Source organism: Micromonospora foliorum, from assembly GCF_022229015.1.
Lineage (GTDB): Bacteria > Actinomycetota > Actinomycetes > Mycobacteriales > Micromonosporaceae > Micromonospora > Micromonospora foliorum.
Genome location: NZ_JAKKFF010000189.1, coordinates 34,558 through 50,946, shown reverse-complemented (window position 1 = coordinate 50,946; position 16,389 = coordinate 34,558). Strand labels below are relative to the sequence as shown.

At 68.9% G+C, this 16,389-nt stretch carries 11 protein-coding genes; 4 read left to right on the top strand and 7 right to left on the bottom strand.

The genetic code is table 11. From position 1 onward, the window contains the following. Positions 1 to 281: 281 nt before the first annotated feature. Complete coding sequence (locus PSH25_RS15290; protein WP_238659725.1) at positions 282 to 1,769, top strand: MFS transporter; 1,488 nt, start codon at positions 282 to 284, stop codon at positions 1,767 to 1,769. A gap of 109 nt (positions 1,770 to 1,878) precedes the next feature. Then, positions 1,879 to 2,472, top strand: coding sequence for a class I SAM-dependent methyltransferase (locus PSH25_RS15285; protein WP_308193673.1), 594 nt, complete (start codon positions 1,879 to 1,881; stop codon positions 2,470 to 2,472). 99 nt (positions 2,473 to 2,571) lie between these two features. Here the strand turns inward: PSH25_RS15285 and PSH25_RS15280 are convergent, their stop codons facing one another. The 5 genes from PSH25_RS15280 to PSH25_RS15260 form a co-directional block, all read right to left on the bottom strand. Then, entirely contained in the window at positions 2,572 to 4,101 is a 1,530-nt protein-coding gene (locus tag PSH25_RS15280) for a non-reducing end alpha-L-arabinofuranosidase family hydrolase (protein WP_238659723.1), read from the bottom strand. Between the two features lie 396 nt (positions 4,102 to 4,497). Further along, positions 4,498 to 5,817: an acyltransferase family protein gene (locus PSH25_RS15275; protein ID WP_238659722.1), complete on the bottom strand. Its 1,320-nt coding sequence runs from the start codon at positions 5,815 to 5,817 to the stop codon at positions 4,498 to 4,500. A gap of 169 nt (positions 5,818 to 5,986) precedes the next feature. Then, complete coding sequence (locus PSH25_RS15270) at positions 5,987 to 7,603, bottom strand: serine/threonine protein kinase (RefSeq protein WP_238659721.1); 1,617 nt, start codon at positions 7,601 to 7,603, stop codon at positions 5,987 to 5,989. Between the two features lie 228 nt (positions 7,604 to 7,831). Beyond that, complete coding sequence (locus tag PSH25_RS15265) at positions 7,832 to 8,350, bottom strand: DUF3455 domain-containing protein (RefSeq protein ID WP_238659720.1); 519 nt, start codon at positions 8,348 to 8,350, stop codon at positions 7,832 to 7,834. Between the two features lie 257 nt (positions 8,351 to 8,607). Continuing rightward, positions 8,608 to 9,720: a ricin-type beta-trefoil lectin domain protein gene (locus PSH25_RS15260; protein ID WP_238659719.1), complete on the bottom strand. Its 1,113-nt coding sequence runs from the start codon at positions 9,718 to 9,720 to the stop codon at positions 8,608 to 8,610. Between the two features lie 341 nt (positions 9,721 to 10,061). Here PSH25_RS15260 and PSH25_RS15255 point away from each other — a divergent pair, with 341 nt between their 5' ends. Together PSH25_RS15255 and PSH25_RS15250 are read left to right on the top strand one after the other, a co-directional pair. Then, positions 10,062 to 11,621, top strand: a complete 1,560-nt coding sequence (locus tag PSH25_RS15255) for a hypothetical protein (protein WP_238659718.1) — start codon at positions 10,062 to 10,064, stop codon at positions 11,619 to 11,621. Positions 11,622 to 11,976: 355 nt separating this feature from the next. Continuing rightward, on the top strand, positions 11,977 to 14,670 hold the full coding sequence (locus PSH25_RS15250) for an IPT/TIG domain-containing protein (protein ID WP_238659717.1): 2,694 nt from the start codon (positions 11,977 to 11,979) through the stop codon (positions 14,668 to 14,670). Positions 14,671 to 14,774: 104 nt separating this feature from the next. On the opposite strand, the gene PSH25_RS34345 is transcribed toward PSH25_RS15250, so the two are convergent. Beyond that, positions 14,775 to 14,861, bottom strand: coding sequence for a hypothetical protein (locus tag PSH25_RS34345; RefSeq protein WP_502361351.1), 87 nt, complete (start codon positions 14,859 to 14,861; stop codon positions 14,775 to 14,777). 407 nt (positions 14,862 to 15,268) lie between these two features. Then, positions 15,269 to 15,988 (bottom strand): PRC and DUF2382 domain-containing protein, encoded by a 720-nt coding sequence (locus PSH25_RS15245; protein WP_238659716.1) that lies wholly within the window; start codon positions 15,986 to 15,988, stop codon positions 15,269 to 15,271. Positions 15,989 to 16,389: the final 401 nt, after the last annotated feature.

Below are 16,389 nucleotides of genomic sequence, written 5' to 3'. Positions count from 1 at the left end.
TTCGACTGGTAAGCCGCTGCGGGGTCCGCAGGGCTTCGTGAGACGGAACGCTAGCCTTTTCTGGAACGACCGGCAAAGTAACGGCACTCACAATGGCTGCCCGGCGTGGTGCGCACTGCGTCTCAATCTGCCGACTTTCGCCGTCAAACCGTCCAACCGCACTGAAGTGCAGCCCGAGATGCTGCTGTAACGGCAGGCACATTCTTTGGCGGTCGTTCCATAACTTGGTTAGCGTTGGCCGGGTCGAGTGAATCCGTGCAAACCGCCCTTAAGGAACAACCATGCCCACAAGTCGCACCGCCCCGCAGTCCCAGCGGTGGAAGGCCCTGTTGTTCATCTCCATCGCTCAACTGATGGTGGTGCTCGACGGGGCGGTCATGAACATCGCGCTCCCCTCGGCGCAACAGGCGCTGCACTTCACGGACGGGAGCAGGCAGTGGGTGGTGACCGCGTACGGCCTGGCCTTCGGCGGCCTGCTGCTGGTCGGTGGTCGGATCGGTGACATGGTCGGGCGCAAGCGCACCTTCCTGATCGCGCTGGCCGGCTTCGCGATCGCCTCGGCGATCGGCGGCCTGGCCGTCAACGCCGCGATGCTGCTGCTCGCCCGGGCACTACAGGGGGTGTTCGCGGCCCTGCTCGCGCCGGCCGCGCTCTCGTTGCTCTCCCTGTCCTTCACACAGCCGAGGGAACGCGCGAAGGCGTTCGGCGTGTTCAGCGCGGTCTCGATCGCCGGCGGCGCGGTCGGCCTGATCGTGGGAGGGCTGCTCACCCAGTACCTGAACTGGCGCTTCGCGATGTTCGTCCTCGTGCCGATCGCGGTCATCGGGATCCTGGGCGCCAGTCGCACCGTGCACGACGACGGCGAGCGGCACCGCGCCCGGCTCGACCTTCCCGGCGTCCTGCTGGCCAGCTCCGGACTCGTCGGCCTCGTCTACGGGTTCGGCGTCGCCGAGAGCCGCGGATGGTCGGCGGGTGTGACCATCGGGTCGTTCACCGCCGGGGTGCTGCTGCTGGCGACCTTCGTCGTGGTGCAGGCACGGGTCACGTCCCCGCTGCTGCCACTGCGCGTCCTGACCGAACGCAACCGGGCCGCCGCGTACCTCTCGGTGGGCCTTGCGATCGTCAGCATGTTCGGGATGTTCCTCCTGCTCAGTTACTACTTCCAGCAGGTCAAGGGATGGTCGCCGGTGATGGCCGGTCTGGCGTTCATGCCGATGGCCGTGCCACAGGCCATCGGGGCCACGCAGATCGGCGCCCGTCTCGCGCACCGGATCGCCCCCCGGCCGATCATGGTCGGTGGCTACCTCGTCACCGCGGTCGGTCTGGTGCTGCTCGCTCTGCTCGACGCGAACAGCGGCTTCCTGGAGATCGCGTTCGCCGAGGCCGTGATCGGGCTCGGCATCGGCACCGCGTTCATGCCCGCGATGAGCATCTCCACCCACGGCGTCGAACCCAAGGACGCCGGTGTCGCCTCCGCGATGATCAGCTCGTCGCAGCAGGTCGGCGGGTCGATCGGCACCGCGCTGCTCAACACCATCGCGACCAGCTCGGCCGCCACCTACCTGCTCTCGCACGGTGGCCCTGCGGCGCGAGCCCAGGAGCGCAACGAGGCGCTGATGCACGGCTACTCGGTCGCGTACTGGGTCGCGGTCGGCTTCGTGGTCGCGGCGGCCCTGGTCTCGGTGGCCATGGTGAACGCTGGCGCTCCGAAGCACGTCCCGGCCTCGACGGACGCCCTCGGGGACGTCACGCCGGCGCCCGCGCACTGATCGCTGTCGTACCCGCTGGTCGGGCGCGGTGACCGAGGACACGGTGCACCGACTCCGCCGAGGGGGTGGAATCAGGGTGTGAGCAGAGAAGGCACCGGCGAGTGACGTCGTGAGGTCCACTCTTTCGACCCGCGATCCGGGTCCGTCCAGCGCTGGCACGACGCCCGCGGCGAGCGAACGGGTGACGGCCGCCCATCGGCAGCGGTGGGCGGTGCAGACCATGGCTGTCGCACCCGACGACCAGGTGCTGGAGATCGGGTGCGGTCGGGGAGCGGCCGTCTCCCTGGTCGCCGACCAACTCACGACCGGCCGGATCGTCGCCATCGACCGCGCCGCGACGATGGTCCGGCTCGCGACGCAACGGAACCTGAGCCACATCGACGCCGGCAGAGCCGAGGTCCGGCGCTCCGGGTTCGAGTCGGCCGACCTTCCGACTGACCACTTCACCAAGATCTTCGCGGTGAACGTCAGCCTCTTCTGGTTGGGCGACGCAGCCCAGCAGATCGCCCGGATGCGAAGCCTGCTGGCGCCGGAAGGACGCCTCTACGTCTTCGGCGAGCGACCCACCGAAGCGCACGCCACCGCGAACCTCACCGCGACCGAACTACTGCTCGAAACCCACGGTTTCGCCACGACCACAACGAGCGCCACCCGTGGTCGGGGCCAGGTGCTGACCTGCGTCACCGGCACGCCGATCCGGTGAGCCGGGGCTGATCGCAGCGTTGACATGAGCCGGGCGGGCTCGGCGTGACGCCGAGCCCGCCCGTTCTGGGTCAGTCGAGCTTGATCAAATCAAATCGGGTCAGCGCTGCAGGGTCAGCAGACCCGGCCGGTACGGCAGCAGGCCGTAGTCGACGCCGTCGGAGCTGGGGGAACGCCCCTGGTAGAGCAGTTGCAGGTTGCAGGCGTCGACGGTCATCGTCTGGTCGGCGTTGGTGCGCAGCAGCTCACCGTGGCTGATGTCGTTGGTCCAGGTCGCGCCGCTGTTGACCTTGCCCGCGAACGGGTTGCTCTGGGACGCGGCCTGCGGCGTCCACGAACCGTTCAGGCTGGTCGCCGTGAACGAACGGAAGTAGCGGCCCGTCGAGCCGATCGCCTCGACGATCATGAGGTACTTGTTCAGACCCTGCAGCTTGTAGACCTGCGGGGCCTCGAACAGGTTGTTCGTGGTGTCGCTCATGATGGTCGTGTAGCTGCTGCCGAAGTTGCCCGGGAAGTTCCCGATCGGCATGCTGGCCCGGTAGATCTTGCCGTTGTCACCGGCGAAGAACAGGTACATGTTCGTACCGTCACCGATGAGAGTCTGATCGATCGGACCGGTACCGGAGCCGGTGATGCTTCCGGTGAACAGCGGCTGCGCTGCGGACCAGCCGTTCGGGTTGGTGGGGTTGGTCGAGGTCCGGTAGGAGAAGGCCGTGCCACCCCACTGGTAGGCCAACACCCAGATGTTCTTCGGCGCGAAGTAGAACAGCGACGGCGCGACGGTGCCGGAGTTCATCCCGGTCTGGGTGGCCGAGGCCATCTGCGAGTAGTTCGAGAAGAGGCTGAAGTTCATCGAGCCCCAGCTGCTACCGAAGTCGTGCGTGGTGGCGTAGACCAACTGCTGGCCGTTGTAGGGGGCGACGGTGAAGTCCTTCAGCGACACCCAACCCGACTTCGGGTTCGCCAACACTCCTGTGGAGGACCACCGGTACGTCGACGGAAGGTCGCACGTGCCGCCCGGCGGCGGAGTCGTCGTCGGCGGCGTGGTTCCGTCGACGCGGACGAACTGCCACTGCTGGTTGGTGCCGTTCCAGTCGTCGTACTGCACGATGTTTCCGCCGTCGGCGGTCGAGGCGCCCTGCACCTCCATCACCTTGTTGCTGTTCCGGTTGATCAACCGGACGTAGCCGCTGTCCGAGTCGGCCAGCCGGAACTGCTGGTTGGTGCCGTTGAGGTCACTCCACTGCACGATGCTGCCACCGTTGGCGGTCGAGAAGCCCGAGACGTCCAGCACCTTGCCGGACAGCCGCGACTTCACCCGGTAGTAGCCACCACCGGAGTCGACGAACTGCCACTGCTGCTGGTTGCCGTTGTTGCGGGCCCACTGGGTGATCCGGGCACCGTCATTCGTGGCCAGGTTGTAGACGTCCAGGGCCTTGCCGCTGTTGCGGTTGACCAACACGTACCACGCGTTCGTGTCGACAGTCGCCGCAGCGGCGGGAGACGACACCACCGCTACGGCAGCGCCACCGACCATCAACGCCGCCGCGCTGGCGGCGAGGATGCGGGGCAACCACCAACGCCGCCGCGACGGCGTTGCGATCGATGGAGACCTATCGAGGGCAGACATGATCCTCCTCCAGTGACCAAGAGCCGAACGGCCTGCCCGAGGTGGGCGTACCGCGACGCGTGGCCGAGGCGCAGGCGTCAGAACGTTAGCGTTAACACGACGCCGGCATGCCGTGGCGCACGCCTGATTCGAGATCGACGAGGCAGGGCTTGCCCGGAAAGCCAAGGTGTCGTCGTCCCTAGGCATCGACTGTGAGCGATAACATGCCGTTCGTCAAGACGTAATGTGCTGGGAACATCAGCCGGTGACAGGCCACAGATCTTGGTCCCGAACACCTACCAGCGTCTTCCCGCAGGCATCGCCCCAGATCCCGGCGCGGACCCCAGCCGAGCCCTTGAGGAGGCACCGCGAGCGCGTTAACATCGACGTTTGCCCATTGCTGGCGGTGCCGACGAGTCAGCCCTGAACCTCGACCGGCTGGAGCGTCGGCGCGGCGACGACCGGCAGCGCGGGCGCGTCGGTGGGCGACACGGGAGCCCTCCTCGTGCCCTCGGCGTCGGGGGCGGTGCCGGTCGGGGAATCACCGCCGCGCCGCAGGGCCAGCGGCACAACCACGTCCTTCAGCGACATGGCGGGGCGCTCGACCAGGTGCCAGGAGAGTGCCGCGAGGGCCAGGGTGCCGGCGGACGACACCGCCAGGTACGTGACGAAGCCGTACCGCACGCCGATGAGCAGGGCGACGACCTGCTGAACCGGGAACGCGTAGATGTAGACCCCGTACGAGTAGTCCCGCTTACGGCCGATCGGGTGCAGCCACCGAGGCAGCCCGACCGCCAGGTACAGCAGCAGGAACGCCAGCAGCGGCACCCCGAGGACATAGAAGCCGCCGGCCCGCGCGGTCACCGCGACCCCGACGGCGGCGAGCGCCGCCAGCCAGCCGGTCATCGGCACCCGGTGCGCGTACAGCTTGGCGACCGCACCGAGCAGGAAAGCGAAGGTCAGGTAGATGACGAGGTGCTTCTCGAAGGTCCCCACCACCGGGTACGGACCCAGGACGCCGTGCTTGGCCGGCAGGACGACGAGCCCGTCGCCCCGGACGAAGTCCTCGACGACGACCCCGTACACCCCGAGCAGCAGCAACACCACGGCACCGCGAGCCCGGGCCAGCACCGCGGTCGCCGCCAGCGCAGCGAGCATGAAGTAGCAGAGCACCTCGTACCGCAGCGTCCACAGTGAGCCGTTGACCGGGCCGCCACTCTCGATGCCACGGCCGTAGGGCACGTCCCGCAGGATGCCGGAGATCGTCCACTGGTCCATGGCGAACAGCCAGTTCGACCGCAGGTACTGCAACGGACCCTGCGGGTGACCCCAGAAGCCGTCGAGGGTGCCCCGCTCGTAGTAGGCGATCGCCGGGGCTATCACCAGCGCGGTCACCAGCAGGCACACCCACAGAGCGGGCAGGATGCGCAGCGCGCGGTGCCAGAGGTACCGCAGCGGACCGAAGCGCAGGGCGCTGCTGGTGATGAGGAAGCCGGAGAGCACGAAGAAGCCGTACACCGCGAGCTTGCCGACATCGGCCTGCCGCATCGTCTCGCTGCTGCCGAGCATCGGCCGACCCAGCGCGAGGGGCCAGCAGTGTGCGACGAGCACCGCGAACGCCAGAGCCATCCGCAACAGCCCGATGCTGTTGGCACGAGCGTCGAACCGATCGGCCAGCGTGGGCAGCCCACGACCGACCCGGACCGCCGGAGGCTGCTCCTGCGATGCCTTGCTCATTCCCGCCCCCGTCGTCTGATCCTCAGCTGCCATCCGGCACCGCCGCGCCCGCGTACTGTATGCGGCCCTTGATCAGCAAGGCGTTGGCCGAACGGACCGGAACGCGAGACAACCCGCCAACGGTCCCTCGGACTACTTCCGTCGCTTCAGACGGCGGGGTACGCCCGAGTCAGACCGCGCCTCGGTCGACCAGGCTGAACGTGGTGTCGAGCGGGGCGTCACCAAGAAACTCGACGTAGATCTCCTTCTTGGTCGGGCTCCACTGCACCGGGCCGTACTCCTCGTTGACGATGGCGTAGGAGGTGCGCCCCTTGTCGTCCTTGCCATCACGGGAGATCGCGAACAACGTTGCCTTGGTCGGATGGCACTCGGCTCCCACCAGCGACTTGTACCCCTCTGAGTCGATCTTGACTCCGAGGCACGGTCGGTGGGCGATGTCCGGGTTCACGGATTTGATCATGTAGTCGACACCGACCGGTTCGAGCACGAAGAGCGCATCCTTGCCGGTTCCGTCGCCGACCTCGAGCTCACCGTGCGACGGCAGCGACAGGTCACGGTCGATCTCCACCGCGTGCAGCAGGAATCGCCGCTGACCGGCGAGCATGGCCCGGGTCGGGTCCACGCTGGCCGACGGTGACGCGGTCGGCCTACCCGATGCCGACGTGGACGCGGTGGCCGCCGGCCCGCTCGTTGCCGGACCACCGGTTGGCGTCGACCCGGCCGGGTCGGGTTTGGCCAGCCCGCGCAGCAGTTGCGGGCCGAACAGGTAGGCGGGCACCAGCACCGCGATCACCGCGGCGGTCGCCCCCAGTGCGGTGAGCCAGCCACGCCGACGTGAACCCGCGCGACCGGCCGTGGCCAGACCCGGCGGCATCGACCGCGCGCCCTGGTCGTCACCGGCAGCGGGCGACACACTCGCCGGCGGCGTCGCGCCCAGGACTGGGGCCGGCCCGCCCGCAGCCCCCGCATGCGCGGCGGTCAACAACCCGTCGAGCAACTCCCGGGCGGTGGGCCGGGCAGCGGGATCCTTCTCCAACGCCCGGGAGACCAACTCCCGCAACGGCCCGCCGAGCCCGGTCAGGTCCGGCGGTTGGGTGAGGATCCGCATCGCGGTGGCGGTAGCGGAGTCGCCCCCGAACGGGTTGCGGCCGGTCGCGGCGTAGGCGACCAGGGCACCCCAGGCGAAGATGTCCGCGGCCGGGCCCACCGGACGGCCGGACGTCGTGTCGAACCGCTCCGGAGCCATGTACGAGACGGTCCCGACCATCTGGTTGGTCCGGGTGTGCTGACTCGTCGCCTCGAACGCGCGGGCGATACCGAAGTCGATGACCTTGATCCCACCCGGTGCCACCAGGACGTTCGCCGGCTTCAGGTCGCGGTGGATCACTCCGGCGCCGTGGATGGCGGTGAGGGCGGTGGCCACCCCGACCGCGATGCTGTGCAGCTGCGCCGCCCCCAGCGGCCCGCGGTTACGGACCACCTCGGCCAGGCTGGGGCCCTCGACGTACTCCACCACCAGGTACGGCGGGTCATGGTCCGGGTCGGCGTCCAGGACCTCGGCCGTGCAGAACGGTGGAACCTGGCGGGCTCGGTTCACCTCACTGCGGAACCGCCCCCGGAACTCCTCGTCGTGTGAGAGTTCCGGACGGACGACCTTGACCGCCACCCGCCGTCCCTGCGGCGAGCGGGCCAGGAAGACACTGCCCATGCCCCCGTCGCCGAGCCGGTCGAGCACCTCGTACCCACCGAGGCGTGCCGGGTCACCGGGACGCAACCCGTCGCTCACGCCGGATGCCCGCAGATCGCGACCACCGCGCGAACCGTTCCGCCTATCACCCGTTCCCCTTAGGTCACTCCGACGCCGGCCGCAGCCTATCCCCCGCCCACCGAATCCCGTCGATGCCGTCCACCAGTCGGCCACGAACGCGGCTTGTCGCCTCGTCGCGGTCGGCGCTACTGAAGCCGCCCCTGTCCGTATGAACGGACAGGGGCGGCTTCGCCCGGGACGAGGCCCTTACCGCTTCGAGGCCCAGAAGACATAGACAGCGCCGTACGGCACGGCCGCCGTCGCGCCGTCGGTGCAGGCGCCGGCCGGGGCGACGCCCCCCGACGTCAGCAGACGGCTGATGTACGCGACGTTGCCGAGAATGCCGGTGCCGGTATGGGTGTCCACCGTCAGCAGCAGCTCGGGAATGGTCCCCGCCCGTGGGCTCTCCGCGGTCTTCTTCGCCGTGATCATTGAGCCGTCCCGCTCGGACTGCCAGCTCGGGCCCTTGAAGTGATGGACCCGGCCGCCGGTGCCGATCAACTGGGCCTCCGGCACCGATGCGCCGGTGAACACCCCGCCAGCACATGTGTAGGTCTGCGTTCCGCGAGTGACGACGTACGCACCAACGGGGCGCGATCCCGCCGGTGGTTTGATTGCGGAGGCGATGCGCGGGATCTCGACCCGTCGTGCGTCGGCGCCCACAACAGTCGGCGCGGCTACCTCGGCAGCGGACGCGTGCTGGGTCACCGCGCCGATCGCCGCCACAACACCGGCCATGCCGACGACGGCAACCGCTCGGGCCCGCGAGTGAAACGTGCTGAGCATGCGATTCCTCCGGTTTCAGGCAGGCGCACCTACGCCCACTTGTCTCCTGCACGGACAGCATGCGTAGAACGATCAAAATCGCGCCCGATCTGAACGACCATTCACCTGGCGGAGGTGCCGGCGGGCGGTCGGATGCGCCGACCAGGAACGGTGGTCGGATCACCTGCGATCCGAACCACCCGCCGCGACCGTACGAGCTATCGGCGGCTCCACTGCTGGTTGGTCTGGCCGGTGCAGGTCCAGAGGACGAGCTTCGTGCCGTTGCCCGTACCCACGTTGTAGGGGTCCAGACAGAGACCGGACTGCACGCCGGTGATGGTGCCATTGGCGTTGACGTTCCACTGCTGGTTCGTTCCGCCGTGGCAGTCGTAGATGGTGACCTGGGTACCCGGAGACGTGCCGTAGCCGGCGGCGTCGAGGCACTTGTTGCCGTACACGGTCAGCGTCCTGCCGGTCGTGTAGGTCCACTGCTGGTTGGTGCGGCCGTGACAGTCCCACAACTGCACCTGGGTGCCGTTGGTGGTGGAAGAGCCGGGGACGTCGACGCAGCGGCCGGACAGGGCACCCACGATCGCCGTGGTCTGCCCGGCGCCGCTGCCCGGGTCGCCGATGCTGCCGGGCACCGACTGCAACGCGCTGTACCAGCGGGCAGCCATCTTGTCGTAGCCGCCGGACGTGGGGTGGACGCCGTCGATCAGGTCGGCTGTGGTCAGGGCGCTGTGCATGTCGACCAGGCGTACCCGCTTGCCGGCGTTCACCTTGCTCTGCACGATGCCGGGGATTGCCGCGTTGAAGGTGCGTGCGGCAGCCTCCTGGTTGCTGTTGGAGAGCGGGATGATCTGCGCGACGAACACCTCTGCGGTGGGAGCCGTGGTGGTGATCCGGTCGATCAGGGTGGAGAGCCGGTTCGGCGCGGTGCTCACGTTGTAGTTCTGCAGGATGTCGTTGGTACCGATGTGCAGCAGGACGGTCTGCGGCCGTTGGGTGTTCAGCCAGCCGACGATGTTCGCGTCGATCTGGTCGATGCGCCAGCCGGGATGTCCCTGGTGGTCGTGGTCACCCAGGCTGGCCGGGCCGTTGAACTGCGACCCGACGAAGTCCACCGTGTACCGGCCGTTGACGAGGCGCTGCCAGAGGCCGATCCGGTACCCGCCCGGCACCTGGGTGCCCTCGGTGATGGAGTCGCCGAGAGGCATCACCCGCACTCCGCCGTTGGATTCCGCGCTCGCCGGACCGGTCGAGGTGAGCACCCCGGCGAGGACAACACCGAGTGCGGCTGACGCCGCGAGCCATCTTGCCCTCGTTCGCATAGATTTCTCCCCTGCAGTGGTAGTGCTGACCGAGGAGTCAAGCCGCCGCGACCGCTGCCACATCGGCATGACGATGCCGTCGCAGCACTGGGACGGATTGTTAACGCTAACAGCGATTCCTGTAAATTCTTGTCGCTGATCTGGCCCACGTCAAGCGGGGCAGATGGGCACGGTGGTGCCGCAGTGACGCGTACGCCGAATGTAGGTGTTTTTCGCATAAGGCCGTTTGACGTGAGGATCGCTCGACTACGTTCGCCTTGGTGGCGACAACCGATTTGTCGCCTTCTGCACCGACTGTGACGTGCGGAGACATGGTGCACGGAGAAGGGCTAGGTAGCTCGATGTCCAACTATCTACACCCGAACATGAGCGAAGTGGCGGCAGGTCAGCCGAATATGCCCAAGAAGCGGCGTACACGCTGGCTCGTCGCTGGGGTGGCCGGGTTGACCGGAGTCGTCGGTCTGGCCGCCTTCACGCCTGCGGGGGTGAGCGGAGCCGCCGGGAAGAACGGCGACAACCCGTCGAACGCCGGAACCCAGGTCCTCGCCGAGGGCAGCCGGGGCAGCGGCGACGACCACGGCGGCCAGGACCCGGGCGGCCGCGACGGCAAGGACCACAAGAAGGACAACGACCGTCGGGACGACCGGGGCGACGACTTCCGGTCCGTACCCTGCAACGCGGACGAGCTGATCGCGGCGATCGTCCGCGCGAACGCCGGCTCCGGGGCGAAGCTCCGGCTCGCCGAGAGGTGCACCTACACACTCACGAGGTCCGCACCCCAGCCGCCGGTGCCCTTCGGTGCGGTCGGCCTGCCGATCATCACCCAGCAGGTCGTGATCGACGGCAACGGATCCACCATCGTCCGCGCGGCCAACGCCACCCCGTTCCGGATCCTGGAGGTCGGAGCCGGCGGCGACCTGACGCTGCGCGACGCCACCATCAAGGGCGGCCAGGCCGAGGGTGGGGTCGGCGCCGGCGGCGGCGGCATCCGGATCGACGTCGGCGGCAGGGCCGTCATCGAGAACACCGACGTGGTCTACAACCACACCAACGGCCCGGGCGGCGGTATCGCCAACTTCGGCGTAACGAAGATCGTCGGCGAGAGCGACCACGGCAAGGACCGGGACGGCAAGGACAAGGACAAGAAGAAGGACGGCGGCAGCAACATCAGCAACAACAGCGCCGTGTTCAGTGGCGGCGGCATCTTCAACAACGGCAACCTCACCGTGCAGAACGCTCGGCTGAGCTACAACAACACGATCGGGGTCGTCACCATCCTGCCCATCGGCGGCACTGGCGGCGGGTTGTCGAACAGCCAGGTCGCCGTGCTCGAGAACGTCCGCCTGGACAACAACACCGCAGGGTTCCGTGGCGGTGGCATCAGCGGCGGCATCAACTCCACCACCGAGGCCAGGAACGTCGAGGTCAACGACAACCGGGCCGGCAGCGAGGGCGGCGGAATCTTCTCCGACGGCGTCTTCCACCTCAAGCACGGCAAGGTCCACCACAACGAAGCCGGCCAACGCGGCGGCGGCGTCTACAACCAGATCGGCCAGTTCGTGGCCGAGGACAGCTGGATCAACGAGAACACCGCCAGCACGAACAGCACCATCGAACACGGCGGTGGCGTCTACAACGGCAGCGGCACCGTCGTGCTGCGCCGCACCCACGTCGACCGGAACCGGGCCATCGGCTCAAGCTCCCGGGGCGGCGGAATCTACAACAACAGCACGCTCACTCTCACCGAAAGCAAGGTCACCGACAACATCTCCACCCTGGCACCCGGCGGAATCTTCAACGACGGCGGCCAGGTCACCGTGGACCAGAAGACGGTCATCAGCGGCAACCGGCCCACGAACTGCACACCCAGTTCACCGCCGGTGCCCAACTGCTTCGGCTGATCGTCCCATCGCCCCGACATCCGGGCGGCAAGAGGTAACGGTGCAGGTGAGGGCATCCGGTCCCGCACAGGTTCGGTCACGAAGATCGGACCTGCGGCGGGACCGGATGTCGTCCACCGGAATCCTGGCTTCCTGCTTCCGCATCATCGGTCGCCGACCCTCGACAGTCGGCGGCTGGGCCGTCCGGCCACCGGCGCCACCCGACTGTCCTGTTCGGAGAGACGGGTCTCCTCGATGTCGGCCGACCGTGCGATCCTTCCTCCACGGGCGCTCAACATGCTGCCCGTCATCATCACGGGGGAGGACCGACATGCGTGCCCACCCGCACGTTTCTCGGCGCTTGTTGTCAACCGCCATGGCCCTTGCCATCGGCTGCGGGACGGTGGTCGGCGCGAACGCCACCCCGGCTGCCGCCGATGCCGGCGGGCCGACCGCACTGACCACCGCCGGCCAGGCGTGCGCCACCCAGGCACCCGGGCCCTACCTGAGCCCGGACCTTCTCAACGACGCCCGCGCCGTGGTGCTTCAGGGCTCATTGACCGACGCGCCCCAGAGCGCCGAGCCGCAGGCCGACTTCCAGGTGTGGGACGTCACCAGGCCGGACGAGCCGCAGCAGTGGCGCGACGGGGTCGACCAGCGCAACAACCGGGTCTACATCCAGCTCGAGGACCCCGCCCGCCAGCTCGACGGCGTCACGTACGCGTGGCGGGTCCGCGTCCTCGACGGAGCGGTCACGTCGCCGTGGAGCGACACCTGCTACTTCACGCTGGACCGCACCGGCGGCCCGGCACCGGCCGTCGTCTCGACGACGTACCCGTCCGGGAGCTGGGACAACGCCGGCGGTGCGGTCGGCGCAGCCGGCGACTTCAGCTTCACCTCGGCCTCCGACGACACCGTGAGCTACCGCTACCGGTTCTCCTCGGGGGAGACCGGTGGTGACGACGACTATTCGACGGTGCCGGCGACCGGCCTCGGTGGCCCGGCGACCGTCACCTGGACGCCGAAGGGCGCCAGCCACCACTCGGTGAGCGTGTACGCCGTCGACCGTGCCGGGAACTGGTCCGACCAGACCTTCTACGAGTTCTGGGTACGGGAGACGCGGCCCTCCGTCTTCTCCGCCGCGTACCCGGAGTGGAGCACCAACCTGGACTACGGCGTTGGCGTACCCGGAGCGTTCGAGTTCACCTCCAACGTCCCGGGCACCGAGGCGTTCGCCTGGCGCATCGACGGCGACGGCCCGTCCGGCTCGGTCGCGGCCGACGCCGACGGCAAGGCCGCCCCGATGATCGCCCCGACCCGGGCCGGTCGGCAGACCATGTACGTGCGCAGCGTCACCAGCGACGGCGCCACGCACCCGGAGCGGGCCTACACGTTCGTCGTCGACAACGCGCCCAGGGTCACCGGCGACGTCAACCGGGGCGTCATCATCGGGTCGTCCCTCCGCTTTCACCTGGCCCCGCGGATGCCCGACGTCGAGTCCTACCTCTACTGGCGACGCGACCACAACGGGACCGAGCCCGACCAGAAGACCGTCCTGCCGGCCGGCGCGGACGGCACCGCGGACCTGACCTGGACCGCCACCAACGACAACATGGACACGCAGGCGCTTCTGGTGCAGAGCCGCAGCGCCGACGGCACCCTGTCGGAGCCCCGGTTCCTCCCCATCTCGGTTTGGGACGCGAGCCCGTACGTGACCCGCAGCGGCGGCGACGTGCTGGGGTCGACGGCCACCTTCACGGCGCGCACCGAGATGGAGAACGTCGCGGATTACGAGATCCTCCTCAACCGCGACCCCGCCACCCGGCAGGTGGTGCCGGCCGCCGCCGACGGCACGGTGACCTTCCGCTACACGCTCACCAAGCGCGGCTACACCTACGTCACAGTGGTCGCCCGGAACGCGGCCGGCGTGCGCACGGGCGAGGGCGGCACCTCCTGGTCGGTCACCGACTCCCCGGTGGTCGTCTCCACCGACTTCCCCTCGTCGGGCTCCGGCAGGATCGCGCCGGGCACCTTCACCTTCAAGCCGCGGCAGCCCGGCGCGGTGAAGTACGCGTACCAGACGGCCGGTGCCGAGGGCACTGTCGCGGCGGCGGCGGACGGCACCGCGACGATCACCTGGACGCCGCCGGACTCCGGCAACCACACGCTCTACGTCAAGAGCCTGACGGCGGACGGCGTCGAGTCGATGCAGACCTACTACTCCTTCTACGTGGCACCCGACCCGCTGACCGTGACGTCGGTGTCGCCGGCGTCGGTCGCGGCCGGCGGCGTACGCACGATCACCGTCACCGGCTCCGGCTTCCACCAGGAGGACCGAGTCACGGTCACCCCGACGGGCGGCGCGGCGCTGACCGCGACGGTGCAGAGCGTCTCTGCCGACCACCGGACCCTCACCGCCGAGGTGGACCTGACGTCGGCCGCTGCCGGCAAGGCGTCCGTGTCGGTGCGACCCGACGACTGGAGCGACGCGGTGTCGCTCGCCGACGCCTTCTCGATCACCGCTGCACAGATCCAGTCGGTGACCGCGCCGACCATCACCGGCACGGTGGCCGTGGGGGCGACGGTCAGCGCCTCGACCGGGCAGTGGAATCCCGCCGCCACGGCGTACACCTACCAGTGGGCGGCCGACGGCACCGCGATCAGCGGGGCGACCGGCTCGACGTACGTGATCCCGGCGTCCCGGCTGGGCAAGCGGCTGACCGTGACGGTCACCGCGACCAGGCCCGGCTACTCGTCGGCGCAGGCGACGTCGACGGCCACCGTGCCGGTCGCCACGGGCGCGGCGCCGCAGGCCACGGTGAAGCCGACCATCACCGGTACGGCACGGGTCGGCCAGACCGTGCAGGCGACCACCGGCACCTGGACGCCGACCGCCGACTCGTACCGCTACGAGTGGCGGGTCGGCGGGTTGCGGACCGGCATCACGACGAACACGTTGACGCTGACGGCCGGGATGCGCGACAAGGCGGTCACCGTGATCGTGACCGCGGTGAAGGCGGGCCACGCCGACGGCCGCGCCACCAGCGCACCGGTGACCGTCCGCGCATAACACGACAGGCCGGCCGGTGCGCCGCCTCGCCGACCCCGCCCCACGCGGGACGGCGGGAGGGCGCGCCGGCCGGGGTCCGGGGGACGACTTCCCGGATGAGCAGCTCAGGTTTCGATGATGTTGTTGTTCTCGTCGATGCTGTGGTTATGCCAGTAGACGTCCCACTCGTCGTCGACGTGTTGCGGGACCATGCTGGAGGACTACCGCTTTGGTGTCGAAGACCGCTCGCTCACATCGCAGCCGATGTAACCCCTTGCCCTGCACCCTCCCGGAACCAGTCTCATTCGCTGCCCTGGCGGGTCGCACCGCTCCCGATCGCGCGCAGGTGTGCCAGCCCTTGCGCCCAGGACTGGAACCGCGAGCGCAGCGGCGGTAGCCGTCTGCCACCGCGGCCACCCTCGCGGTCGTCGCCTACCGACACCGTCGGTCCCGCTAAGACGGTTCGACGGAGTGCCGAAACGCTCCACTGGGCGGGCCCGACGCAGTCACAGCCTGAATCCAGCCGAACCTGGAGGCGAGGGCGGGCGGGTCCGCACGACCCGCCCGCCCCCACCGAGCTCTCGCACGGCAACGCGAGTGCGTTGCCGCGCTAAGCCAGTTACCGCCGTCGCCGACTGGGCTCCGGGATGTTCGCCTCAACCTCTTCGTGACGGACCTGCTCGTCGACCGGCTGGTCCTGGACCACCTCGTCCTTGGCCAGACGGACACGCTCGACGGGCACCTGCTCCTTGCCCACCACGGGCCGCTCGGCGCGCAGGGTCATCTCCTGCTCGCTCTCTCCGATGTCGGCCCGAGTGTTACCCGCGTTCGCCGCGGTAATCGGCTCGCGCTGCACATAGGCCTCGTCGTGCTCAACCGGCACCGAGGTGTGCACGTCCTCGGTCACCACGTACTTGCGCAGCACCGCCTTGCCCGCCGGCTGGCTCTGCGTACCGACGCGCAGCCGCTCCTCCGAGCGGATCACCTCGCCAGCGCTCTGCGGAGCCTGTCGCGGCGGCTGCTGCTGGATCCGGTAGTGCGCGAACAACTGCGCGGTTTGTTCCGCGTTCAACGGCTGGTCCGTGTCCGGCTGCACAGTCGGAGCGCTCTTAACCATCGCCTTGTCGTGGGCGACCATCAATCGCCCGTCGCGCATCCGCGCGTCAACCAGCGGAGCCATCGACTCGTGATGACCCATGACGCCGGTCTTCACGCTGACCCACGTCGGATACCCCTCGGCGTCGGCCCACACCTGGCCGACCTTACCGATCTTGGCACCCGCCTGGTCCTGGACGTCCTGGCCATACAACGAACGCACCTGCTCGTCAGTGAGTCGCATCGGTCGTCCTTCCTCTCGCGTGTCAACCCGCCGCGTACCCGAGCACATCCACGCCATGCCCGACCGCCCTCGTCCAGCCGAGGCCGCAGCCCGTGGCAGTCGAGACGAGCGTGCCCTGCCGGCATGACCGGCGACCGATCGGGCAATCACGACCGACCTGCGGCCGTTGTGTCGCACGGCTGCGCCGTGAACCTGGATGGCCAACTGAGGCATCACGCCAGGCACACGTGCTGAAGTTTCGGGAAGGGCAGCCACGGCGCACGACGGGCCAGCCGCTCTACAGCCGATTAATCAGCCCACGTCGACGGAATCGGTGATCCCCCATTTTCGGCGCCGCTCGAACCAGATCGGACACAGTCGGAGCCACACGGACAGGCCGGGACGGAGGGGATGCTCGTCGG